This is a genomic window from Asticcacaulis benevestitus DSM 16100 = ATCC BAA-896, assembly GCF_000376105.1.
Lineage (GTDB): Bacteria > Pseudomonadota > Alphaproteobacteria > Caulobacterales > Caulobacteraceae > Asticcacaulis > Asticcacaulis benevestitus.
Genome location: NZ_AQWM01000001.1, coordinates 147,891 through 172,596, shown reverse-complemented (window position 1 = coordinate 172,596; position 24,706 = coordinate 147,891). Strand labels below are relative to the sequence as shown.

General features: G+C 60.2%; 21 protein-coding genes. 7 read left to right on the top strand and 14 right to left on the bottom strand.

The features are described 5' to 3' along the window. Nucleotides 1-11: 11 nt before the first annotated feature. Nucleotides 12-1,640 (bottom strand): NAD(P)/FAD-dependent oxidoreductase, encoded by a 1,629-nt coding sequence (locus B060_RS0100850; protein WP_018079855.1) that lies wholly within the window; start codon nt 1,638-1,640, stop codon nt 12-14. A 218-nt stretch (nt 1,641-1,858) separates the two neighbouring features. Then, a complete protein-coding gene (locus tag B060_RS0100845; protein ID WP_018079854.1) occupies nt 1,859-3,076 on the bottom strand; it encodes a glycoside hydrolase family 27 protein in 1,218 nt (405 codons plus the stop codon). A 360-nt stretch (nt 3,077-3,436) separates the two neighbouring features. Here B060_RS0100845 and B060_RS0100840 point away from each other — a divergent pair, with 360 nt between their 5' ends. From B060_RS0100840 to pncB, 4 genes are all read left to right on the top strand, one after another. Beyond that, complete coding sequence (locus tag B060_RS0100840) at nt 3,437-4,312, top strand: UTP--glucose-1-phosphate uridylyltransferase (RefSeq protein ID WP_018079853.1); 876 nt, start codon at nt 3,437-3,439, stop codon at nt 4,310-4,312. A gap of 105 nt (nt 4,313-4,417) precedes the next feature. Continuing rightward, a complete protein-coding gene (locus tag B060_RS0100835) occupies nt 4,418-5,920 on the top strand; it encodes a phosphomannomutase/phosphoglucomutase (RefSeq protein ID WP_018079852.1) in 1,503 nt (500 codons plus the stop codon). A 2-nt stretch (nt 5,921-5,922) separates the two neighbouring features. Next, nucleotides 5,923-6,159: a DUF2188 domain-containing protein gene (locus tag B060_RS0100830; protein WP_018079851.1), complete on the top strand. Its 237-nt coding sequence runs from the start codon at nt 5,923-5,925 to the stop codon at nt 6,157-6,159. Nucleotides 6,160-6,162: 3 nt separating this feature from the next. Continuing rightward, nucleotides 6,163-7,464 (top strand): nicotinate phosphoribosyltransferase, encoded by a 1,302-nt coding sequence (pncB, locus tag B060_RS0100825; protein ID WP_018079850.1) that lies wholly within the window; start codon nt 6,163-6,165, stop codon nt 7,462-7,464. Here pncB and B060_RS0100820 read toward each other — a convergent pair. Further along, a complete protein-coding gene (locus B060_RS0100820; RefSeq protein ID WP_018079849.1) occupies nt 7,461-8,222 on the bottom strand; it encodes a TrmH family RNA methyltransferase in 762 nt (253 codons plus the stop codon). The genes pncB and B060_RS0100820 overlap by 4 nt on opposite strands. Before the next feature lie 250 nt (nt 8,223-8,472). On the opposite strand from B060_RS0100820, the gene B060_RS0100815 reads away from it, so the two are divergent. The 3 genes from B060_RS0100815 to B060_RS0100805 all read left to right on the top strand — a co-directional run bounded on the left by B060_RS0100815 (nt 8,473) and on the right by B060_RS0100805 (nt 12,471). After that, nucleotides 8,473-9,873 (top strand): glutamine synthetase family protein, encoded by a 1,401-nt coding sequence (locus B060_RS0100815; protein WP_026172484.1) that lies wholly within the window; start codon nt 8,473-8,475, stop codon nt 9,871-9,873. A 142-nt stretch (nt 9,874-10,015) separates the two neighbouring features. Further along, a complete protein-coding gene (locus B060_RS0100810) occupies nt 10,016-11,290 on the top strand; it encodes an NAD(P)/FAD-dependent oxidoreductase (protein ID WP_018079847.1) in 1,275 nt (424 codons plus the stop codon). Between the two features lie 158 nt (nt 11,291-11,448). Next, a complete protein-coding gene (locus B060_RS0100805) occupies nt 11,449-12,471 on the top strand; it encodes a methyl-accepting chemotaxis protein (RefSeq protein ID WP_018079846.1) in 1,023 nt (340 codons plus the stop codon). A 7-nt stretch (nt 12,472-12,478) separates the two neighbouring features. Here B060_RS0100805 and B060_RS0100800 read toward each other — a convergent pair whose 3' ends face one another. The 11 genes from B060_RS0100800 to B060_RS0100750 form a co-directional block, all read right to left on the bottom strand. Beyond that, nucleotides 12,479-12,826, bottom strand: coding sequence for a hypothetical protein (locus tag B060_RS0100800; protein ID WP_018079845.1), 348 nt, complete (start codon nt 12,824-12,826; stop codon nt 12,479-12,481). Then, nucleotides 12,823-14,229, bottom strand: a complete 1,407-nt coding sequence (locus B060_RS0100795) for an aspartate aminotransferase family protein (RefSeq protein ID WP_018079844.1) — start codon at nt 14,227-14,229, stop codon at nt 12,823-12,825. The genes B060_RS0100800 and B060_RS0100795 overlap by 4 nt, the downstream gene beginning before the upstream one ends. 131 nt (nt 14,230-14,360) lie before the next feature. Continuing rightward, nucleotides 14,361-15,110 (bottom strand): gamma-glutamyl-gamma-aminobutyrate hydrolase family protein, encoded by a 750-nt coding sequence (locus tag B060_RS0100790; protein ID WP_018079843.1) that lies wholly within the window; start codon nt 15,108-15,110, stop codon nt 14,361-14,363. Further along, complete coding sequence (locus B060_RS0100785) at nt 15,110-16,240, bottom strand: ABC transporter ATP-binding protein (RefSeq protein ID WP_018079842.1); 1,131 nt, start codon at nt 16,238-16,240, stop codon at nt 15,110-15,112. Before B060_RS0100785 ends, B060_RS0100790 begins: the two co-directional genes overlap by 1 nt. 7 nt (nt 16,241-16,247) lie before the next feature. Next, entirely contained in the window at nt 16,248-17,123 is an 876-nt protein-coding gene (locus B060_RS0100780; protein WP_018079841.1) for an ABC transporter permease, read from the bottom strand. Continuing rightward, nucleotides 17,123-18,019 (bottom strand): ABC transporter permease, encoded by an 897-nt coding sequence (locus B060_RS0100775; protein WP_018079840.1) that lies wholly within the window; start codon nt 18,017-18,019, stop codon nt 17,123-17,125. Before B060_RS0100775 ends, B060_RS0100780 begins: the two co-directional genes overlap by 1 nt. A 61-nt stretch (nt 18,020-18,080) precedes the next feature. Beyond that, entirely contained in the window at nt 18,081-19,187 is a 1,107-nt protein-coding gene (locus B060_RS0100770; RefSeq protein ID WP_026172482.1) for an ABC transporter substrate-binding protein, read from the bottom strand. A gap of 208 nt (nt 19,188-19,395) precedes the next feature. Further along, nucleotides 19,396-20,463 carry a polyamine ABC transporter substrate-binding protein gene (locus B060_RS0100765; protein ID WP_026172481.1) on the bottom strand — a complete coding sequence of 356 codons (1,068 nt, stop codon included), beginning with the start codon at nt 20,461-20,463 and terminating at the stop codon, nt 19,396-19,398. 18 nt (nt 20,464-20,481) lie between these two features. Further along, a complete protein-coding gene (locus tag B060_RS0100760) occupies nt 20,482-21,924 on the bottom strand; it encodes a glutamine synthetase family protein (protein WP_018079837.1) in 1,443 nt (480 codons plus the stop codon). Then, the gene (locus B060_RS0100755) at nt 21,921-23,255 is read right to left on the bottom strand and encodes an aspartate aminotransferase family protein (protein ID WP_018079836.1); all 1,335 of its coding nucleotides are present in this window, start codon (nt 23,253-23,255) and stop codon (nt 21,921-21,923) included. Before B060_RS0100755 ends, B060_RS0100760 begins: the two co-directional genes overlap by 4 nt. After that, entirely contained in the window at nt 23,252-24,703 is a 1,452-nt protein-coding gene (locus B060_RS0100750; protein ID WP_018079835.1) for an NAD-dependent succinate-semialdehyde dehydrogenase, read from the bottom strand. The genes B060_RS0100755 and B060_RS0100750 overlap by 4 nt, the downstream gene beginning before the upstream one ends. Nucleotides 24,704-24,706: the final 3 nt, after the last annotated feature.

Here is a 24,706-nt window from a genome sequence, read left to right as displayed (position 1 = left end):
GCGCTCGGCCTTTAGGGAGCAACCTCCACCCATTCCTGCGCCACAGCCTCGGCGATCTTGATGCCGTCAATGGCCGCCGACAGGATGCCGCCGGCATAGCCAGCGCCTTCGCCCGCCGGATATAGCCCCTGCGTATTCAGGCTCTGCATATCCTTACCGCGCGTGATGCGGATGGGGGATGAGGTGCGCGTCTCAACGCCGGTCATCATGGCGTCCGGATGGTCGTAACGCTTGATCTGGCGGCCGAAGATCGGCAGGGCTTCGCGCATGGCTGCGATGGCGAAGTCAGGCAGACAGGCGCTGAGATCCGTCAGGTGAACGCCCGGCTTATACGACGGCAGAACCTCGCCGAATTCGGTCGAGGCCTGGCCTTTGAGGAAATCTCCGACCTTCTGACCCGGCGCCTTGTAGTCCGAACCGCCAGCCACAAAGGCCAGCGATTCCAGTCGGCGCTGCAATTCAACACCGGCCAGCGGGTGGCCAGGATAATCGCGTTCCGGGTCGATGCCGACCACAAAGCCGGCATTGGCGTTGAACTCCTTACGCGAATACTGGCTCATGCCATTGGTGACGACGCGGCCAGGTTCCGAGGCCGCCGCCACCACGCGCCCGCCAGGGCACATGCAGAAGCTGTAGACCGTGCGGCCATTGGCGCAATGGTGCGACAGGGTGTAGGCCGCCGCGCCGAGATCGGGGTGACCGGCGCAAGATCCAAAGCGCGCCTGGTCGATCCAGGACTGCGGATGCTCAATACGGACGCCGATGGAAAACGGCTTGGCCTCGATGAAGACGCCGCGTTCATGGAGCATCTCAAACGTATCGCGGGCGCTATGACCCACCGCCAGAACGACCTGATCGGCTTCGAGATAGCCGCCCCCATGGAGATGAAGTCCGCGCACGCTGCGTATGCGATCGGATGCGACATGGACGTCAATATCGGTGACACGAGTCTGCCAGCGATATTCGCCCCCCAAGGCTTCGATGGTCCGGCGCATGTGCTCAACCATAGTGACCAGTCGGAAGGTGCCGATATGCGGATGCGCCTCGGTCAGGATTTCCGGCGGGGCGCCAGCCTTGACGAACTCGGTCAGCACCTTGCGGCTGAGATGCCGCGGGTCTTTGATCTGGCTGTAGAGCTTGCCGTCGGAAAAGGTGCCTGCGCCGCCTTCGCCAAACTGGACGTTGGATTCCGGCTCAAGCTCGCCACGACGCCACAGCCCCCAGGTGTCCTTGGTACGTTCGCGGACCACCTTGCCACGATCAAGGATGATCGGCTTGAGCCCCATCTGCGCCAGGATTAGCGCGGTGAAGATACCGCAGGGGCCTGCGCCGATCACCACCGGGCGATGTTTGCCGTTGTTGGCAAGCGTTGTGCCGATAAAGCGATACTCAGTATCCGGCGTGATCCGCACGCTTGGCTCATGGGTCATACGCGCCAGAACGTCGGCTTCGTTCTTCAGCGTCACGTCCACCGAATAGATCAGCAGGATCCCCGACTTCTTCCGCGCATCGTGGGCCCGGCGCACGATCTCAAACGCCATCAGGTCTTCAGGCGCAATGTTCAGGCGTTGACAGATGGCCGCGGGCAAGGCCGCGGGCGCATGATCGAGCGGCAACTTCAGTTCGGTGATACGGAGCATGGCCGTGCTTTAGCGGCAATACCCCTGCCACGCAACCGGACGCAACGGGATTTATCCCCGCTCATGAACCCCATGCCTATGCCTGGGAATGAAACAGACACAGATAAACAATTTTATCCGGGTGAGCCTTGCAACACTCAAGGTAAGAAAAAGCCCTTACCATCGTGTCCAGCGCTTCGCCCCTCCCCCCTGAAAGGGTTAAGGGCGAAGCAGCCCCCTTAGACCATTGGCGTGACGCGGATCATGACCACGCCGTGTGGCGCGACCTCGGCGCTGTAACCGCCCTTGACGCCCTTCGTCACCTGTTTCGACCACAGGTCCTTGACCGTTGCCTTCATGCCCGCCGGCAGTTGCAGGCCTTCCCAATCGACCGACATGGTTTTGGCTTCCGCGCCACGATTGAACAGCACCACTGCGCGATCACCACCGGTCAGCGGACGCACCCAGACCTCAAGATCGCCATTCTTGCTGACGCGACGCCCTTGCTGCCCCAATTTATCCTGATCGACGGCTATGACGTCCTTATTGGTCAGGACATCTAGCGTCGCCTTGTCCATGGTCGAGAGGTCGTTACCGGCGATCAGGGGCGCTGCCAGCATGGCCCACAATGAGAAGTGCGACCGGTATTCCACGTCTGTCATGCCTCCGTTACCGACTTCAAGCATGTCCGGATCGTTCCACTGGTTAGGCCCCGAGTTCTTCCACAGGTCGGCGTTGTGGTCGAGGATCCACAGGAAGCCGTGGCTGTAGCCTTCGTCCTTGTCCCAGGAATCGCGGATATCGCCGGTGGTACGCCACAGATGGCCTGGCCCCGCCGCCCATTCCGCCGGCTTGTTATCGCCCCACTCACAGATCGAGAACACGATATCGCGGCCGGAAGCGCGCAGGGCTTTGGCCATAAGGGTATAGGCAGCCTCGGCATTGCGCGTGCCGGTGTAGCACCAGTCATACTTGACATAGTCAACGCCCCAAGACGCCCATGTGCGGGCATCCTGAAATTCATAACCCGCCGAACCCGGACGGCCACCGCAGGTCTTGGCGCCGGCATCGGAATAGAGACCGAATTTCAAGCCCTTCGCATGAACATAATCGGCCAGATGCTTGATGCCGGAGGGAAAACGCTCCGGATCGGCCTGAATGGTGCCATCGGCGGCGCGGTCCTTCTGCCAGCAATCGTCGATAACGATATACTGGTAGCCAGCGTCCTTCATGCCGGAAGCCGCCATGGCATCGGCGACGGCGCGAATCCTGGCCTCATCAATATTGCAGGCGAATTTGTTCCACGAATTCCATCCCATGGGCGGCGTCAGAGCGATCTGCGGCTTCGGCGCGTCAAGGCCGAGCGTTTCGTGGGCTGAGGCGTGCCCTACCATCAAGGCTGGGGTGATCAGCAGGGCGGCGATCAGCCCGCCGCGCCATTTTGTCATGAATTCCATAGGTCTGCTCCCAAATATGGCCCGAAAAGCCTGTTTTTTATTCATAAATAATACAACGGATGGCCTTGCAAGGGCTAAAGCCCGGCGCCCCTAATTAAAGACAACAAATTTTATTATTCACGGCGCGAGCCAGGAGCCAATCACGCAAGATTCACGATTTATGTGCAAAATTTCAGACGGATCGACTAATTTTTAGCCCATTCACAGCTCTTAAATAATCATGATATAGGTGAAATGTATCAGAGGGCTGTTGCTTTTTTGTGCAACTGCACACTAACGTGCCACCGGGGACGGGGCGCTGGTTATCACCTGAAGCGAAACACCTGAAAAGGGGTTGGCTTCACTTGCTTCGAGGTTCATGTGTCACAAAAGCGCGTTCGTAAAGCGGTCGTCCCGGTCGCCGGTCTCGGCACCCGGGTCTTGCCCGGTACCAAGGTGGTTCCCAAGGAACTGCTCAATGTCGTTGATCGCCCTATTCTCTCCTATGTGGTCGCCGAGGCGCGCGCCGCGGGCATCGAGCACTTTATTTTCGTCACCGGCCGCGCCAAGGGCGCCATCGAGGACTATTTCGATCACCAGATCGAACTGGAAGCTCAACTCGCCGCCAAGAACAAAATCGCCATCCTCAATGAGCTGCTGGCCGAACTGCCTAAGCCCGGCGAGATGAGCTTCGTACGCCAGATGCAACCGCTGGGTCTTGGTCACGCCGTCTGGTGCGCCCGTGATATCGTCGGTGACGAGCCCTTCGCCGTCATCCTGCCTGATATGGTGATGGACGCTGAGGTCCCGGCCTTGAAACAGGCGATCGACGCCCATGATCAGGTCGGTGGCAATATCATTGTCGTCGAAGCCGTGCCGCACGACCAGACGCATCAGTATGGTGTGGTCGCTCTGGAAAACCAGAACGGCCGCCTCAACAAGATGACCGGCATGGTCGAAAAGCCCTCGAAGGGCGCCGCGCCTTCCAACCTGATCGTCTCAGGTCGCTATATCCTGCAGCCGGAAATCTTCGCGCTGCTCGCCGATCAGGAAAAAGGTGCCGGCAACGAAATCCAGCTCACCGATTCGATGTTCCGCCTGATGGAAAGCCAGGATTTCCATGCGCTCGAATATGACGGCGTCACCTATGACTGCGGTGACAAGATCGGCCTGCTGCGCGCCAATGTAGCCCTCGCGCTGAAAAACCCCGAACTCGGCGCGGCTGCGCGTGAAGCGCTTCTGCCTTTTTTCCAGTAAAGCTTGCCGGCTCGACCTAGAGCCTCAAACATCGCTTTGCATCTTTATATTTTTACATGGCATAGGGGTTCATTCCCCATGCCAAACCCTCTGAGGACTGCCTGAATGACCATGCTGCCGAAAGCCGCCATTCCCGAAAACAGCTACGATTTTGAGACCATCCCGCTCGTCAAGGCGACCGGTTTCCGCGAATATGACGCACGATGGATCTTCGGCAAGGAAATCAACCTGCTCGGCATTCAGGCGCTGGGCCTGGGTCTTGGCACCTACATCTATGAGCGCGGCGTCACGCCGAAGCTCGTCACCGGCCACGATTTCCGCTCCTATTCAACCAACATCAAGAACGCCCTGATCCTCGGCCTGATGCAGGCCGGCATCGAGGTGATCGATATCGGTCTCTGCCTCTCGCCCATCGCCTATTTCGCCCAGTTCGATCAGGACGCGGCCTGCGTCGCCATGGTCACGGCTTCGCACAATGATAACGGCTGGACCGGCGTGAAAATGGGCTGCCAGGCGCCGCTCACCTTCGGCCCGGAAGAAATGACCCGCCTTAAGGAAATCGTCCTGGGCGGCCTCGGTGTCGAGCGTCCGGGCGGCAGCCTCAAGCAGGTTCAGGGCGTACAGCAGCGCTACATGGACGATATCTCGTCGAAGCTGCAACTGAAGCGCAAGCTGAAGGTCGTCTGCGCCTGCGGTAACGGCACGGCCGGCGCCTTCGCGCCGCAAACCCTGCGCGCCATGGGCGCCGAGGTCATCGAACTCGACACCAATCTCGACTCGACGTTCCCGAAGTATAACCCGAACCCTGAAGACCACGAAATGCTGCTCGACATGGCCAAGGCCGTGAAAGAACACGGCGCCGATCTGGCGCTGGGCTTCGATGGCGACGGCGACCGCTGCGGCGTGGTCGATGACGAGGGCAATGAAATCTTCGCCGACAAGATCGGCCTGATGCTGGCGCGCGACCTGTCGGACATCTACAAGAACGCTACCTTCGTGGTCGACGTCAAATCGACCGGCCTCTACGCCACCGATGAGATTCTGAAAAAGAACGGCGCCACCACCGTCTACTGGAAGACGGGTCACTCCTACATCAAGCGCAAGACCGCCGAACTGAAGGCGCTGGCCGGCTTCGAAAAGTCGGGCCACTTCTTCCTCGCCGAGCCGATCGGCCGCGGTTACGACGATGGCCTCAAGGCTGCCGAAGCGATCCTGGCCATGCTCGACCGCAACCCGGGCAAGAAGCTTTCCGAGCTGAAAAACGCCCTGCCGGTGGCCTATACCTCGCTGACCATGAGCCCGCACTGCGGCGATGAAGTGAAGTACGAAGTGCTGGAACGCATCGTCAAGGAATACGAAGACCTGCTGGCCGCTGGCGGTTCGATCCTCGGCCGCAAGGTGACCGAGGTCATTACGGTCAATGGCGCCCGCGTCCACCTCGAAGACGGCTCGTGGGTTCTGGTCCGCGCCTCCAGCAACAAGCCGGAACTGGTCGTCGTCGTTGAATCCCTGCGCTCCGAAGACGATATGCGCGACCTGTTCCGCAAGGAAGTGAAGCCGCGCCTGGCCAAATATCCGGAAATCACGGATTACAATCAGGAGATCTAGGGATGAAGGTCATTTACAAGGTGCTTCAGCACGATGGCGGCTGGGCCTATCAGGCCGACGGCACCTACTCCGAAACCTTCGCCAGCCATGATCTCGCACTGGCCGCTGCCCGCAAGGTCGCCCGCGAACAAACCGCGCCGGGCAGCGACACCGGCATTTCTTACGAAGACACCAACGGTGTCTGGCATGAAGAACTGGCGCATGGTGGCGATCGCCCGGAGACCTCGGTCGAAGGCTGATCCATGGCCGTCACGGATATCGCCTCACGCACCTATGACCATAACTGGCGGCTCGATCCGATCGTGCGCAGCCTGCTCGATACCGATTTCTACAAACTTCTGATGTTGCAGATGATCCGGCACCTCTACCCAGAGGTGCCGGTGACGTTTGGCCTGGTCAATCGCAGCAGCGTTCGCATTGCCGACGATATCGACGAAGATGAACTGCGCGCCCAGCTCGATCATACCCGAACCTTGCGCTTTGCACCTAAGGAACTGATCTGGCTGGCCGGTAACACCTTCTACGGCAAGACCCAGATGTTCAGCCCGGACTTCATCACCTGGCTGAAGGACTTTCGTCTGCCGGATTACGAGCTGCGCAAGGTCGATGGCCAGTATGACCTGCACTTCCATGGCACGTGGACGCACACCACCCTGTGGGAAATCCCGGCGCTCACCATTATCAACGAGTTGCGCTCCCGCGCCGTCATGCGCGGTCAGGGCCGGTTCGCACTCGATGTGCTCTATGCCCGCGCCAAGGCGAAACTGTGGGGCAAGGTCGAGCGCTTAAGCGCCCTGCCCGATCTCGTTGTGTCCGATTTTGGCACCCGCCGGCGCCATTCCTTCCTCTGGCAGCGGTGGTGTGTCGAGGCGCTGAAAGAGGGCTTAGGCAAGCGCTTTATCGGCACCTCCAATGTTCTGCTGGCCATGGACAACGACCTCGAAGCCATCGGCACTAATGCGCACGAACTGCCGATGGTGCTGGCAGCGCTGGCCGATGATGACGCTGGCGTGGCTTCGGCGCCCTATCGCGTGCTGGAAGACTGGCAGGCGCACTACGACGGCAATCTGCGGATCGCCCTGCCCGATGCCTTCGGCACCACCGCCTTTCTTGAACGCGCGCCGGACTGGCTGGCGGCATGGACCGGCTTCCGGCCGGACAGCGCCCCGCCGATCGCCGGCGGCGAACAGATTATCCAATGGTGGCACTCGAAGGGCGTCGATCCGCGCGAAAAATTGCTGATCTTTTCCGACGGCATGGACGTTGACAGCATCGAATCGACCTACCGTCATTTCGACGGCCGTGTGCGCCTGAGTTTTGGCTGGGGCACCAATCTGACCAACGATTTCCGCGACTGCGCGCCTTTCACGGATCATGGCCTTGATCCGATTTCTCTGGTCTGCAAGGTGACCGAGGCCGATGGCCGGCCGGCGGTCAAGCTGTCAGATAATCCGGCCAAAGCCACCGGCGCACCTGCCGAGATTGCGCGTTATCTGCGCATCTTCGGCGAGGCTGGACGCACGGTGACGCCTGTGAGCGTTTAACGGCAGAACTGATAGAGCACGATACCTGAGGTCGTGGCCACGTTCAGGCTGTCGAAGCCGCCGCTCATCTCGATACGCACCGTCGTGCAGGCGGCCATGACCTCGGCGGACAATCCCGGTCCCTCGGCGCCAAACAGCATGGCGGATCGGGCGGCGGGCCTGACCTCATCCAGCGTCAGCCTGCCTGCGGGGCTAAGCGCATAGGGCGTCAGGTCCCGCGCACGCAGGGTTTCCACCAGATTGTCGACGCGATAATGCGGCATTTGCAACACACCGCCAACACTCACACGGATCGCCTTGCGGTAAAGGGCGTCGCAGCAGGTGGCATCAAGGATCACCGCATCGACGCCAAAAGCCGCCGCATTGCGCATCAGCCCGCCCATATTGTCGGTATTGGCGATGCCGGACAGCACCAAAACCCGCACACGTTCGCCCGCCAGTATTTCGCTCAGCGACTTCGGCGGCGCGTAACGCCCCAGCGCCAGATAGCCGCGATGGATAGGAAAGCCCGCCAGGTCATCCATCAGCTCTTGTGCCACGACATAGACCGGGGCCTCAGGCAAATGCGCCAAGCCTTTCAGACGTTCCGGCGTTGTCAGGACACTGACGGTCTGCGCCAGGGGCGACGAAAACAGGCGCTCCAGCACCACCTTGCCCTCGGCCATGAAAAGTCCCCCACGGCCGGTCAGGTCGCGGTCCTTCACATCGCGGTAAAGTGCCAGACGTTCATCATGCGGGTCCGATATCTCAGTGATCATCCGTCTCCCCTAACGCCCGCATCGCAGGCAGGCAAGCCGGATCGCGGGCGACTCGCGAAACAGGCGCTTGCCAAGGCCTGAAAACCCGCATATTGTGATCACAATTCATCAGAATACCCCGGCGGCCGCTTAAAACTCCTGGCCGTGGACCTCGTCGCGCTTTTGTCATTTCCAAAAGCGTTCTGGCTGGTGTCTGATCCATATGACCAATAAGCCATAAAGACGATTCAACATGTCACACGACAACTACATGAAGTCCAAGAGCAAACGTAAGGTGACGTTTGCCAAGCGCGGCGCGAAAGATTTGGAGGAGGCGCGCGCCTGGCTGGCCAGCCAGAATATCGAGGAAATCGAGTGCATGGTGCCCGATCTCGCCGGCGTGGCGCGCGGCAAGATCATGCCGTCGAAGAAGTTCCTCAACACCCCCTACATGAACCTGCCGCTGGCGGTTTTCTATCAGACCATCACCGGCGACTACCCCGATCTCGAAGGCGTGGTCGGCACCGTGCAATCCGACACCGACATCTTCCTGAAGCCCGATTTCGCCACCCTCGCCGCCGTGCCCTGGGCGCATGACCCGACCGCGCAGGTGATACACGACGCCTTCCATCCCGATGGCCGTCCGGTCGAGGAAAGCCCGCGCCAGGTGCTGCGCCGCGTGCTCGGCTTCTATGAGGCCAAGGGCTGGAAGCCGGTGATCGCGCCGGAACTGGAATTCTATCTGGTCGAGAAGAACATCGACCCCGACTATCCGCTCAAGCCGCCGATCGGTCGCTCCGGCCGTCCGGAAACCGGCCGTCAGGGCTATTCGATCTCGGCGGTCAACGAGTTTGATGCCCTTTTCGAGGACATGTACGAATATTCCGAAAGCCAGGGCCTTGAAATCGATACCCTGATCCACGAATCGGGCGTGGCGCAGATGGAAATCAACCTGCTGCACGGCGATCCGCTCGAACTGGCGGATCAGGTCCTGATGTTCAAGCGCACCATCAAGGAAACCTCGCTGGAGCACGATATCTACGCCACCTTCATGGCCAAGCCGATGGCCAATGAGCCCGGATCGGCCATGCACATCCACCAGTCGATCGTCGATGCCAAAACCGGGCAGAACCTGTTTTCCAATCCGGAAACGGGTGAGCCGACCCCGGCCTTCTTCAACTTCATCGCCGGCCAGCAGAAATACATGCCGGCCATCACCTCGCTGCTGGCGCCTTACGTCAACTCCTATCGCCGCCTCGCCAAGGGCTCCGGCGCGCCAGTCAATACACAATGGGGCTATGACAACCGTACGGCGGGCCTGCGCGTACCGCCCTCCAACCCCGCCAACCGCCGCCTTGAAAACCGGATACCGTCGTCCGATGCCAATCCGTATCTGGCTATCGCCGCTGTGCTCGCCTCCGGCTATCTCGGCATGGTCGACAAGATGACCCCCGCCGATCCGGTCGATAAGGACGCCGCCACCTTACCACAGGGCGACCTGCCCTATTCGCTCGTACAGGCCATTATCAAGCTGGAGCGTTCTCAGCCCATCATCGACATTCTCGGCCCGCAATTTGTCAGCGCCTATTCGCGCGTCAAGCTGCACGAGTACGAGACCTTTATGCAGACGATCAGCCCGTGGGAACGCGAATTCCTGCTGCTGAACGTGTAAGTAAGAAGTCCCTCACCCCAGCCCTCTCCCCGTTAAAACGGGAGAGAGGGGGCATACAGCGCCATACTGCCCCCTCTCCCTGCCTGCGGGGAGAGGGCTGGGGTGAGGGGCAAAAACGGCTGAACCAAGCGCCGAAACTTTCATGAAAAACACCGGTCATCCTTACGATTCCTGGTACGCCGCTACGGCGAGCGCCCCCGCCTACCCCGCGCTTAGCGGCGCGCATCACACCGATGTCTGCATCATCGGCGGTGGCTACACCGGGCTTGGCGCCGCCATCGAACTGGCTGGCAAGAAGATCGACGTCACCGTGCTCGACTCGGCGCAGATAGGCTCCGGCGCCTCTGGTCGCAACGGCGGGCAGATCCACACCGGCCAGCGCGTCGATCCGGAACGTCTGGAAGCCCTCTTCGGCGCAGATCAGGCGCGCCAGCTCTGGGACATGTCGGAAGATGCCAAGACCAGCCTGTATGATCTCATCCGCACCCACGGCATAGACTGCGACCTCAAGCACGGCCTCGTCCATGCCTGGCACAAGCCTGCCTATGAAGCCGATGATCGGGCTTATGTCGATTTTGTCGCCAGATACGGCTACGACAAGGTCACCCTGCTCGACAAGGCGCAGGTGGCCGACGAACTCGGCACCGACGTCTATTACGGCGGCACGCTCGATCGCGGGGGCGGCCATCTTCATCCGCTCAAACTGGCGCAAGGGCTCGCGCGCGCCGCGACAGATCTCAACGCCCGGCTGTTCGAGAATAGCCACGTCATAAGTTACCGCAAAATAGCCAAGGGCATCCATCTGCATCTCGACAACGGCGCCACCGTCACCTGTCAACGCCTGCTGATCTGCGGCAATGGCTATATGGAAGGCCTGTCGGAAGAGATCGACAGCCACGTCATGCCGATCAACAACTTCATCCTGACCACCGAACCGCTCGATGATCCCGCCATCCTGCCGAACGATTACGCCGCGGCGGATTCGCGCTTCGTCGTCAATTACTGGCGCAAGACGCCCGATAACCGGCTGTTGTTTGGCGGAGGCGAAAACTACACGCCTTGGTTCCCGAAAGACATCAAGGCCTTCGTGCGCAACAATATGCTGAAGGTTTACCCTCAGCTTGGCGAGGCCAAAATCTCGCACGGCTGGGGCGGCACCCTGGCCATCACCATGAGCCGAGCGCCCTTCGTGCGCAATCTGGCACCCAATGTCTACGCCTCCGCCGGCTACAGCGGACAGGGCGTGGTGCTGGCGCCCTATTTCGGCCGTCTGCTGGCGCGCGCCATCACCGGCGATGACCATGATGTCAGCCTGTTGAGCCGCCTGCCCACACCGGCCTTCTTCGGCGGCCGCCTGTTGCGCTGGCCGGCCCTCGTCGCCGGCCTCAGCTATTACGCCTTACGCGACCGTCTGTAAGATAAGACCAGTTGAAACCAATTGGCCCAATAGTTGCCCATGAGATCAAATCACCGACACATTTCGACATATTGCGTTACATTTGAGGCAAGGTTTAGACGCCATTAACTGAATTGCGGCATCCAAAAACGGTATTATCTACCGGCCTGGGAGACGTCATGCAAACGGTCAGCGTTCGCGATATTATAGAGCACACGGCTAAGGCGAAGTCGGTGACGTCGGAAAGCCTACGCGATATCAAGGGTGTTACGGGCATGTTGCGCATTCTGGCGCTCAACGCCCTGATCGAAGCCAAGCGCGCTGGCGAGATGGGTGCCGGTTTCGCGGTGGTCGCCGACGAGGTGCGCCTTATATCCACACAGGTCGAGACCATCACCAACATCATGGCCACGGATCTGGGAAAAGAAATCGCATCGCTGGAGCGCCTGACCGAAGACATGGCGCGCCAGAACCAGGGCGCGCGGATGGTCGATCTGGCGCGCAACGCCATCGAACTGATCGACCGCAATCTCTATGAGCGCACGTGTGATGTGCGCTGGTGGGCGACCGACGCCGCCATGGTCGAGGCCGCCGCCGATCACGCGCGTCATGGCCATGCGTCGCGCCGCCTCGGCGTTATTCTCGACGCCTATACGGTTTATCTCGATTTGTGGCTGTGCGATCTGAACGGCAACATTATCGCCAATGGCCGACCGGACCTCTACAGCGCTAAGGGCGCCAATGTCGCCTCAAGCGCCTGGTTCACGCGTGCCCGCAAACTGGCCAGCGGCAATGAGTTCGCCGTTGCTGATATCTCGACGGAGCCCCTGCTCAATGGCGCGCAGGTCGCCACCTATGCCACCGGTGTGCGCGCGCATGGCGATGCGTCTGGCGAATTGCTCGGTGTTCTGGGCGTGCATTTCGACTGGCAGCCCCAGGCGCGCGCCATCGCCGAAGGGGTGCGCCTTTCCGAAGATGAGCGCAAGCTCACCCGCGCCCTGCTGGTCGATGCGCAAGGCCTGATCATTGCGGCTTCCGATGGCCGCGGCATTCTGCAGGACCGCATAGCCCTGCGCAGCGAAGGCCGCGCCTTCGGGCATTATACCGAAGCCTCAGGCACCATGATCGCCTATCATCGCACACCGGGTTACGAGACCTATGCTGGGCTCGGCTGGTACGGCGTCATCGTGCAAAAGCCCTGAGACGGACCTATCTCTGAAGCGTCATCTGATCCAACGCATCGCTGAGGTGACAATTGACACCCGGCTTGACGTCATCGATGGCCATGACGATCAGGATATAGGTGTCGCCCTCTTCCTCGACGGATCCAAAGACCGAGGCCTGCGTCGGCTTGACGGTATCGCGTTTCAGCCAGTCAGCCACCGGCGCGTCATCTTCGGAATCATCGCGCAGTTCATAACGGGTGTCGCCAAGATCGCAACGCGACAGGATCAGCTTGCCGCCGTCCTTTTCCAGAGTGCCGAAAAAAACATCCTGCGCCGACGCGCTGCCGGCGAGCAGCAGACCGGCGACGGCGAGCCCTGCGACACGCATCATAAAGCGCGCAGGACCGGTTCGGCTTCGTTAAGCGACTTTTCGATGGTATCGACAATCTGGTCGATCTCAGCCTCGGTGATGATCAGCGGCGGACACATGACGATGGAATCGCGGATACCACGCACCATCAGCCCATTCTTGATACACAGGTCGCGCACGATCGGACCGGCGGTACCCTCCGCGCCCTTGAAGCGTTTGTTCGTCCCCTTTTCAGACACGATCTCTACGGCGCCGATCAGGCCGAGCGACCGGGCTTCGCCCACCAGCGGATGCGAATCCAGGCGCTTCAAAGCCTTGGCGAGATAGGGGCCTGTCACGTCGCGCGTGCGCTCGATCAGGCCTTCGTTCTCCATGATCCCGATATTGGCCAGGGATACGGCGGCACAGGTCGGGTGGCCGGAATAGGTATAGCCATGGACGAAATCACCGCCCTTTTCCAGCAACACATCGACGATCTTCTTCGACACGCCAACAGCCGAAATCGGCAGATAGCCCGACGACATGCCCTTGGCCATGGCGATCAGATCCGGCTTGATGCCATAATGCTGATGGCCGAACCAATGGCCGAGACGGCCAAAACCGCAGATGACCTCATCACAGATCAGCAGGATGCCATATTTGCGGCAGATGGCCTCGACCTTCGGCCAATAGGAGGCCGGCGGAATGATAACCCCACCGGCGCCCTGCACCGGCTCACCGATAAAGGCGGCTACCTTTTCCGGCCCGACGGCCAGGATACGTTCCTCGATCGAATTGGCGACGCGGGTGGCGAAGGCTTCCTCATCTTCACCAAAGCCTTCGCCGAAGTGGTAAGGCTGCTCGACGTGTTCGATGCCGGGAATCGGCAGGCCGCCCTGGGCGTGCATGAAGGTCATGCCGCCGAGCGAGGCGCCGGCGACGGTCGAGCCGTGATAGGCGTTCTTGCGCGAGATAAAGACGGTGCGTTCCGGCTCGCCTTTGAGCTCCCAGTAATAACGCACGAGACGGAAGATGGTGTCGTTGGCCTCGGAGCCGGAACTGTTGAAGAAGACATGCGTCAGATCGGGGTTCGACAGAGCCATCTTCTCGGCGATCTTGGCCGCCAGCTTGACCGGCGGCGGCGTCGCCGTCTTGAAGAAGGTGTTGTAGTAGGGCAGTTCTAGCATTTGCTCATAGGCGACGCGGGCCAGTTCCTCGCGGCCGTAGCCGACATTGACGCACCACAGGCCAGCCATGCCGTCGAGCAGGGACTTGCCCTCGGCGTCGGTGATGAAAACGCCGTCGGCGCGGGTGATGATGCGCGAGCCGCCCAGTTCATGCTGGAGCTTGTAATCGGATTGCGCCGGCAGATGGTGCGCCATGTCGAGCTTCTTCAACTCGTTCATGTCATAATTGCGCACAGGCGGTTTTGCGGGAGCGTTCATGCGAAAATTCCTCGAAGCGGGCTCGCTCAGCCTTAAAGCGGCAGCGATGGCGATATGATTGCCGCCTATTTCATCGAAATTACGGCAAAAGTCAAATATTGTGATCACAATTTTGCGTTAACAAAGCGCGATCAGCGCAGAGGCATACCGCGCAGGGCCTGCCCCATCATGTGAAAATAGGCCTGGCTTTCCGGATGCCGGTCCGCCTGCCATTCCGGATGCCATTGCACCCCCAGAACCTGACAGCCGGCGATATTGGCGCTGAACGCCTCGATCAGTCCATCGGGTGCAACCGCCTCGACTATCAACCCTTCGCCCAGCCGATCAACGCCCTGATAGTGCACGGAATTGACGCGCAAGTGATCACGGCCGTAGACGCCTTCGAGCACGCCGCCCTCTATCAGCTCGACCTCATGGACATGCTCGAACTGCTGATCAAAGGCCGTGCCGTCCGGCGCATGGTGGCTGATGCCATTGGCCCCGTTTTCAGCGCCATAACCGACATCACGACGCAAAGAACCGCCGAGAACGACATTGATCTCCTGAAAGCCGCGGCAAATACCGAACACCGGCTTGCCCATGGTCACCATACATTCGATCATTCCGAGCGACACGGTATCGCGGCCTTCATCGAACGGCCCGGCGCCGTCTTCCTGGCCATAAAGCTCCGGCTGGAGATTGGACGGCGAACCCGTCAGCATCAGACCGTCCAGCCGTGCCGTCAAGGCACCCGACGAAAAGCCGTCGGCCATGGGCGGGATCAGCAGGGCATGGCAATCACCATAGGTCACGGCCGCACGGACATAGCGCTCCATCACCGCGTGAGCGTTTTCCACCCCGACCATGCGATTGCACGCCATAATGCCGACAATGGGCTTCATCAGCTCAGCAAAACCGCCGGCGAGCAGGCGTGGAAACTGACCCAGACCTGTTCACCGAGTTCAAAATCTTCCTGATCCCAGCGCGTCAGGTTGGGGCGCACCACCTTGATCAGCTTGCCCCCCGCAATCTCGACCTCGTAATTGGTCTCAGACCCGAGATAGACCATGTGCTTCACCACGCCGGCGATGACATTATAGCCTTCCGGCGCATCATCGACCTTTGGAGGGAGATTTTGGGGCGGTGTTTCGGTGCGCTTGTGCATCTCGATTTTTTCCGGACGCACGGCCGCCCAGACGGTTGTGCCCGTGGCGCCGGTGACGCCGTGATCGAGATAGACCGGTCCGGCCTCGGTCGTGTTGACGATGGCATGATCGGGCTCGTCGACATCGAGCGTGCCCTCGAACATGTTCACGCTGCCAATGAAATCGGCCACGAAGCGCGAATTGGGGAATTCGTACAGGTCAGACGGCGTCGCCACCTGTTGCAGCAGGCCGCGGTTCATGACAGCGCAGCGCGTCGCCATGGCCAGAGCCTCGTCCTGATCGTGCGTCACCATAATGAAGGTGATGCCGACCTTCTGTTGCAGGCTGGTCAGTTCCGACCGCATGGCGTCGCGCAGCTTGGCGTCGAGCGCCGACAGGGGCTCATCAAGCAGCAGGACGCGAGGCTTCTTCACCAGCGCCCGCGCCAGAGCGACGCGCTGGCGTTGACCGCCAGACAACTGATCGGGCTTGCGCGCGCCAAAGCCGGCCAGTTGCACGAGGCCTAGCGCTTCCTCGGCGCGGTCACGGCGTTCGGATGCCCCTACCCCGTCCATTTTCAGGCCGTAAGCGACATTGTCGAGTACGGTCATGTGCGGAAAGACAGCATAGGACTGGAACACCATATTGACCGGGCGCTGGTTCGGCGGCGTCAGGCTGACATCCTTGCCATCGATCAGAATATGCCCTTCGGTCGGCATTTCAAAGCCGGCCAACATGCGCAGGAGCGTCGTCTTGCCACAGCCCGAAGGCCCAAGCAGCGAAAAGAATTCGCCCTCATGGATGGTCAGGGACACATCGTCGACGGCGGTCGTCTTGCCGAAGCGTTTGCTGACATTCTGAAAGCTGATGATCGGTTGAGCGGACATGGGACCCCTATTTATCGTCTGCGCCGTGACCGGCGGTCAGGGCGCCTGAGCCCTGGAATTTAAGCGCGAGGAAGGTGAGCAGGACGGTAATCACGATGAGGATGGTCGAGGCGGCGTTGACCTCGGGCGTGACCGAGAAACGCACCATGGAATAGACCTTGACCGGGAAGGTGATGGTGTCCGGTCCTGCCGTGAAGAAGGTGATAACGAAATCATCGAGCGACAGGGTAAAGGCCAGCAGGCCACCGGCGATCAGCGACGGCTGAATATGCGGCACCACCACATCCATCAGGGCGCGGAATTCCGAGGCGCCGAGGTCCTTGGCGGCTTCTTCCAGTTCGCGGTTGAACGATGCCAGACGCGCCCGCACCACGACGGCGACAAACGGGAAGGAGAAGGAAACGTGGGCGATAATGATATTGCCGAGATCGAGCGGCCACGGCAGGTTATGCGGCCATGGCAATACCTTGGCGAAAAAGACCAGCATCCCCACGCCCATGCAGATTTCCGGCACGACGATCGGGATGGCCAGGCCGGCATTGAAGGCCGTCTTGCCGACGAAGCGGAAACGCCACAAAACGATCGCGGCCATAGCGCCGATAACCACCGAGATGACGGTCGAGCATAGCGCAATTGTCATCGAATTGCCGAAGGCGGTGATCAGGCTGTCGTTGTTCAGCGCCTTCACGTAGTATTTCAGCGTGAAGCCCTGCCAGACGATATTGCGCTTGGAATCGTTGAAACTGAACGCCATCAGGCTGACGAGCGGGGCGTAGAGGAAGATGCCGACGAGTACCAGCCAGGCCTGCAGCGGCCAGCGGCGCAGATATTCAAGCGGTCCGGGCGGTATCTTTCGTACTTTAGCGGCGGTGGTCGAGGTCATCAGGCGGCCCTCCCCTTGTCCTTGCGTTCAATAAGACCCTGCAAGGCGATGCCGATAAAGGTCAGATAGACCAGGATGAAACTGAGTGCAGCGCCGAACGGCCAGTTGTTGGCGCGTTTGAACTGGCTCTCGATGATGTTGGCGATCATCTGCGAATCCGGCCCGCCGAGCAGGTCAGGCGTCAGATAGGAGCCAAGCGCCGGAATGAAGGTGATCAGGATACCCGACATGATGCCTGCCCCCGCCAGCGGCACCACAACATTGAAAAGGGTGCTGATGTGACCGGCGCCGAGATCAAGCGAGGCCTCAAGCAGCGAGCGATCCATGCGGTCGAGCGTCGAATAAAGCGGCAGGATCATGAACGGCAGATTGACGAAGACCAGACCGAAAACGACGGAAAAATTGTTGTGCAGCAAGGCCAGCGGCGTGAAGTCACCCAGCGCGCCACCCGCCACCTTGTTGGTCATGTCGAACAGCCAATGGTAGGTCATGTTGACATAGCCCTCGGTACGCAGAACGGCGATCAGGGCGTAGGTGCGGATCAGCAGATTGGTCCAGAACGGCAGCATCACCGCCAGAAGCAGCCAGGATTTCGCCTTGTCGGGCGCAAAGGTGATGGCCAGGGCCACCGGGAAGCCGATGACAAGGCAAAGAAAGGTCGTAAGTCCGGCGATCCAGATCGATTTCCAGAAAATGCCCGGATAGGGATCATCCAGGGCGTGAGCATAGTTGGACCAGGTGCCGGTAAAGGCGATATCGATCAGGCCACGGTTTTCACCGAAGCTGTAGAGCCACACAATGCCCAGCGGGATAAAGAAAAAGAAGACAAGCCAGAACAGCGGCGCGCTGATCATGGTCACGAAAATAGTTTTCGCCTGTCGCCAACTCTGTTCCATCTTATCCCCTCAATACTGAACAAAAAAAGTGCGCCCCGATCACTCGGGACGCACCTGTTTCTTAGCTGGCGCGCATGCGCGTCACGGCTTCTTCAAACTCGGAAGCCGTTTTCTGATCGAACTTGGCGTATTCGCACTTGGCCAGGAGATCAGCCGGCGGGAAGATGACCGGATTGTTCTTGTAGCTGTCCGGCATCAGCGCCTTGGCGGCGGCGTTCGGCGTCGGGTAAAGGATCGTCTTGTAGATTTCAGCGCCCGCCTGGGCGTCCATCATGTAGTTGATGAACTTGTGCGCGTTGTCAGGCCGTGGGGCGTCCTTAGGGATGCACCAAGTGTCCGAATTGAGCTGGCTGCCTTCCTTCGGGATAACGAAATCAAGGTCTTTATCCTCGGTCATAACCTGAGCGATGTCGCCATTATATTCGATGACGATATCAACTTCCTTGGACAGCAACATGTCCTGTCCGTCGTCGCTGTGGAAGGCGTGGACATTGGGCTTCTGCTTGGTCAGCATCTTCTCGACGCTGGCGATAATCTCCGGCGTAATGCCGTTGACCGAATGGCCCTGATACTTGGCGCCCAGGCGCATCAGGTCGCCGGCTTCTGACAGGAGAGCAATCTTGCCCTTGTAGAGGTCTGAATCGAACACCCATTTCCACGAGTCGGGGATCTTGTTCCCGCCGCCCATATCCTTCATCTTCGACTTGCGATAGCCGATGCCAAGCACCAGCCAGGTATAGGGCACCGACCATTTGCGGCCCGGGTCGTAATCGGGGTTCATGAAGGCCGGATCGATGTTCTTGAGGTTCGGCAGCTTGGCGTGATCGAGCGGCAGCAGCAGGCCAGATTCCGACAGGCGCGTCACGAAATCGTTCGACGGCACGATGACGTCGTAGCCGGAATTGCCGGTCTTCATCTTGGCGAACAATTCGTCATTGGTGGCGAAGAGAGTCATCTTGACATCGATGCCACTGGCGCCCTTGAAGTCGGCCAGGGTGGTTTCACCGATATAGGTGTCCCAGTTGTAAAAGTTCAGTGTCGGCTCTTCCGCAGAGGCCCCACCGGCCTTTTCACCGGGCTTCGAGCAGCCGGCGGCGCCAAAGCTGATCCCCACGGCGGCAGCACCCAGCGCTGTCAAAAGCGAGCGTCTTGAAGTTCTTGAACTCATAAGCCAGTCTCCAGTTTGCTTGCCCTGTCACGTCGTTGCTTGAGGGCGATATATGGTGTGGTGGGAAACCCCGGACCTTGAGAGGAATACGGGACGCGACGGCTGTCAATCCCCAAATGTGATCACAAGTGAACAATTGTTAAGAATATGTCACTTAAGTCTCTCAAATGACGCGCACGGCGATCACACATCACCGCATTGCAGCAGATTAGCGCCCGGCCGCCAGCCGAACCCGCGCGAAGGCTTCCTCGAAAGCTTGCTGCGTTGCAGCACCCGGCCAGCGCGCAAAGTCGCTTAACGACAGGCCGCCTTGCGGAAAGATCGCCTGATTGTTGCGATAGGCGTCCCTGGTGCGCGACCGCGCGGCTTCGTTCGGCGTCGGATAGAGGATGGTCTGGCTGATATCCGCCCCCACTTGGGCGTCCATCATATAGTTGAGGAACCGATAGGCGGCGTCCGGATTGGTGGCGTTCTTCGGGATGGCCCAGCCATCGGCGGTTCTTAAACTGCCCTCCTTCGGCACCAGAAAATCAAGATCACTGTCCTCGGTCATCGCCTGCGCGATATCGCCATTATATTCGATAACAATATCGACCTCTTTGGCCAGCAGCATGTCCTGGCCGTCATCCTGATGGAAGGCCTTCACGTGCTTCGCCTGCTTTGTCAGCAGTTTCTCGACCTTCCCGATCTCCTTGAGCGTCAGGGCATTGGGATTGAAACCGAGATATTTGGCACCGAGCCGCATCATATCGGCCGGCTCGCTCAGCCACGCCATGCTGTAGCGATCAGACCCGAAGACCCATTTCCACGAATTGGGCGGCACATAGCCCTTCATACGCGATTTGCGAAAGCCAAGCCCCAGCACCAGCCAGGTATAGGGCACGCTGTGCGCACAGCCCGGATCGTAGGACGGATCGCGGAAGGACGCCGACATATTGGCGAGGTTGGGCAGGCGGCTGTGATCGAGCGTGGTCAGCAAGCCGCGCTCGACCATGCGCGTGATATAGTCGCTCGACGGCACGATGACATCGTAAGCCGCACCATTTCCGGCGATACGCGAGAACAACTCGTCATTACTGGCGAACAGCGACATCTCGACTTCGACGCCGGCAACGGCCTTGAAGTCGGCCAGGGTCGTGGCGCCGATATAGGTATCCCAATTGTAGAAACGCAAGCGCTGGGCTTGGGCCGAAACCCCGCCCGTGAAACTCATGCCCGCCGCCGCGGCCCCTGTTCCGGCCAGCAATGACCTCAGCAAAGACCTCTTTGACAGCATACACGTCTCCCTTGGCGGTTAAGCGTTTCGCAAGTACCAGTCGTAGTCCAGCTCGGTAATTTCCTCGAAGAAGCGCGCCTGTTCGGTCCGCTTGACCTTGACGTACATGTCGACGAAGCGCTCGCCGAGATAGTCGCGTAAAACCTTCGACTTGTCGAGATAATCCACAGCCGCGAACCAGTTTGTCGGCAGGATAGCACCGCTCTCAGCCGCCGCCGCATAACCATTGCCGACCACAGCCGGGCCGGGATTGGTCTTGTGCGTAATGCCGTGGTGGGCGCAGGCCAGGATCGCCGCCAGCACGAGATAGGGATTGGCATCAGCGCCAGCCACGCGATGCTCAACATGGCGGGTGTGGGCCGGACCAGCGGTCACGCGCAGGGACACCGTGCGGTTATTGACGCCCCAGGTCAGGCCGACCGGCGCGTAGGAATTGGCCTTGAAGCGCTTGTAGCTATTGGCGCCCGGCGCGAGAATACCCATGACATCGGCTAGATGATCCTTCATGCCGCCGATCATGTTGTGCAAAAGCTTCGAGCCCTGCGGGTCTTCCGAGGCGCACAAATTATTTCCGTCCTTGTCGGCCACCGAGATATGGACGTGGAAGCCCGAACCGGCGCGATCCGACCACGGCTTGGCCATGAAGGTGGCTTCTATGCCAAGGCTGAGCGCCACGCCCTTGGCCAGGCGCTTGTACATCACAGCGTCATCGGCGGCGCGTAGGGCATCAGGCTTGTGCTTGAGGGTCAGTTCGACCTGGCCCGGTGCAAATTCCGAAATCGCCCCTTCGAGCGGGATATTCTGAGCATCGGCGGTTTCCCAAAGTTGGCGGAAAAAGGCGCCGTGGGCCTCGATCTCCGGCAGGCCGTAGACCTGAATACCCTTAGGGGTTTCGCCGGTGTTGAACGAGGTCGCCGGCATCAGTTGGCCATCGTGACCACGCTCGATATCGACAAGATAATATTCCAGTTCGCACGCCACGACAGGGGTCAGGCCATCCTTCGCATAGCGGTCGAGCACGCCTTGCAGCACATGTCGCGGATCGAGATCGTTGGGCGTGCCATCCAGTTCATAGAGCGATAGCATGACCTGACCGACATCATCGCCCAGCCAGGGCGCCGGCACCAGCGTGCCAGGCACCGGACGCGCCACGCGGTCGGCGTCGCCATCTTCCCAGACGAGGCCGGTCTCTTCGCAATCGGCACCCAGCGTATCGACGACGAGGATCGAGCCCGGCAGGAAACGGCCATACTCATAGATCGGCAAAAGTTCATGACGGCGCAGGCGCTTGCCGCGCGGCACGCCGGTCATCGAGGTGAAGAGTATCTCGAAATAAACGATATGAGGATTGGCGTCGAGAAAGGCTCTCGCCTCTTCAACCGTCGCCACGCGCGGCGATGGCGGCAGGCCACGCTCTGACTTCGCCTTGGCCGGACCGCTTGATTTGCCGAAAGTGCTCATGAGTTCAGTTCCTGTGAGAAGGCATCCACCGCCGCCACCAGACGATCGATCGCGTCGAATCCGGTTTGGGGAGAGATAAGCATCATATTGTGGAAGGGCGCAATCAGCACGCCGCGATTGATCAGATAGAGATGGAAAGCTTCCAAGAGATCGTGATCGAGATGATCGCGCATCGCTTCGGCGTTTTGCGGCGCTTCGGGCGCGAAGATCAGTTCCGCCCGCGCGCCGACATGGACCACGCACCACGGCAGCTTATGGTGCGCGATAACGGTGCGCAGGCCTTCGACCAGATAGGTCGCGCCTTTGAGCATATAGTCATAGGCCGTGGGGGTCATGACCTCGGTCAGCATGGTCTTGATCGCCGCGATGACCAAAGCATTGCCCGAAAGCGTGGTGCCGATGCCGGACTGGCCGGCCCCGATCTCTTGTTGCGCGGCGTCCATGCGTGCGGCGATCTCCGACGTCACGCCCCAGACGGCCGCCGGAATGCCGCCGGCTATGGCCTTGCCGACCACAAACATGTCCGGCTTGAGGTTGTGCGCGCCGGCATAGCCCGATGGGCCGGAGGAAAGCGTATGGGTTTCATCCAGAATCAAGATTGAGCCATACTGTGTACAAAGTTCGCGCAGGGTTTCGTTGAAACCGTCGATCGGCTGGATCATGCCGCAATTGGTCATTACCGGCTCCGCCAGAACGGCGGCGACATCGCCTTCAGACAGCGCTTTAGCCAGCGCCTGTACGTCATTGAATGGAATCACTTTCGTGGTCCGCGCCTGATCAATCACCTGACCGATCAGACCAGTCTTATTGCTGGCCACACCGTCTTTCAGAGCGACAAAACAATCATCGACCATGCCGTGATAGCAGCCGTCAAACACCAGAATTTTGTCGCGTTTCGTAAGGGCGCGCGCCCAACGGATGACGGCGCGGTTGGCGTCGGACGCGGTGGTCGCCACCTGCCATTGCGCCATGTGGAAACGCTCGCGCAGCAGGTCACCGACCTCATTAGCCAGCGGGGTTGGCAGCATGAAGCCGACGCCCTCGCCGGCTTGCTTCGCTATGGCCGCCACGAGTTCGAGACGGGCATGACCAAACATCGACGGTGTATCGCCCAGGCAAAAATCATCGTAAGCGTGGCCATCGACATCGGTCAGGGTCGCTTGTTTCGCCGACTGCACATAGATCGGAAACGGTGTCGCCCAGTCGCGCATCCAGTGCATAGGCACACCACTGCGCCAGGCGGATGCCTTCCCCGCCAGCGCCTGAGATTTCGGATGTGCAACGGTAAAGATGGCGCGCTGCTGCGACAGGAAGGTCTTGAGATCGGTCAAATCGCACCCAGTCCGCCATAGGAGATGTACTTCACGCTGAGATACTCCTCCATGCCCTCGATCGCGCCTTCACGGCCGATGCCCGATTCCTTGATGCCGCCGAACGGCGTCACCTCGGTCGAGATCACACCATCATTCATGCCGACCATGCCGTATTGCAGCTTCGCCGCCACGCGCATGGCGCGGCCGATATCGCGCGTATAGGCATAGGCCGCCAGACCAAACGGCGTGTCGTTGGCCAGTTGAACCGCCTCGGCCTCATCGCTGAACCTGAACAGCGGCGCCACCGGACCGAAGATTTCGGTCGAGAAGATCTCCATGTCGGCGGTGACGTTGGTCAGCACCGACGCCTGATAGAACAGCGCGCCTTGCGCATCGACATGGCCGCCGGTCTCGACACGGGCGCCGTGCTTCACGGCATCATTGACCAAGTGCTCGACCTTCTCGATGGCCTTGGCGTTGATCAGCGGCCCAAGCTGCGACTCTTCCCGCCAGCCCGCCTCCAGTTTCATGGCCTTCACGCGCTCCACCAGCGCCGCGGCGAAGCGGTCATAGATGCCGGCCTGCACCAGAATCCGGTTGGCGCAAACGCAGGTCTGGCCGGAATTGCGGTACTTCGACGCCAGCACACCCTCGATGGCATCTTCCAGAATGGCATCATCGAACACGATGAAGGGCGCGTTGCCGCCCAGTTCCATCGACACCTTCTTCATGGTGGGCGCGCAAGCCGCATAGAGCAGCTTGCCGACGGGGGTCGAGCCCGTGAAGCTCAGCTTCTTGATGCGCGTGTCGGAGGTCATGATCTCGCCGACCTCTTTCGCTTTCACCGAGGTGATGATGCTGATGACGCCCTCGGGCAGGCCGGCCTTGAGCGCCAGGGCATAAAGCGCCAGCGCCGACAACGGCGTCTCTTCCGACGGCTTGATCACCACGGCGCACCCGGCGGCCAGGGCCGGTGACACCTTGCGCGTGATCATCGAGATCGGGAAGTTCCATGGCGTGATGGCGGCGCAAACCCCCACCGGCTGCTTGATGGTTTGCAGGTGCTTGCCGGGCATGGTGGCCGGGATGGTGCGGCCATAGGCGCGCTTGGCCTCTTCGGCAAACCACTCAATGAACGAGGCACCATAAGCCACCTCGCCGCGCGTTTCGCGGATCGGACGTCCCTGCTCAAGCGTCACCAGCATCGCCATGTCTTCGCTATGGGCCACCACCAGATCGTTCCATTTTTTCAGGACGATCGAGCGCGCCTTGGCGGTCAGGCCGGACCACGCGGCGAAGGCCTTGTCAGCGGCACCGATGGCGGCGGTGGTTTCTGGCGCGCCTTGCGCCTGCACATAACAGAGCGTGGAGCCATCAGCCGGATTGAGCACGGGAAAGCGGTCCGGGCTGGCTTCAAAAAAGACCAGCCCGTCGAGCAGGGCTTTTTGCGAGGGGGAAAGTTGCATGAC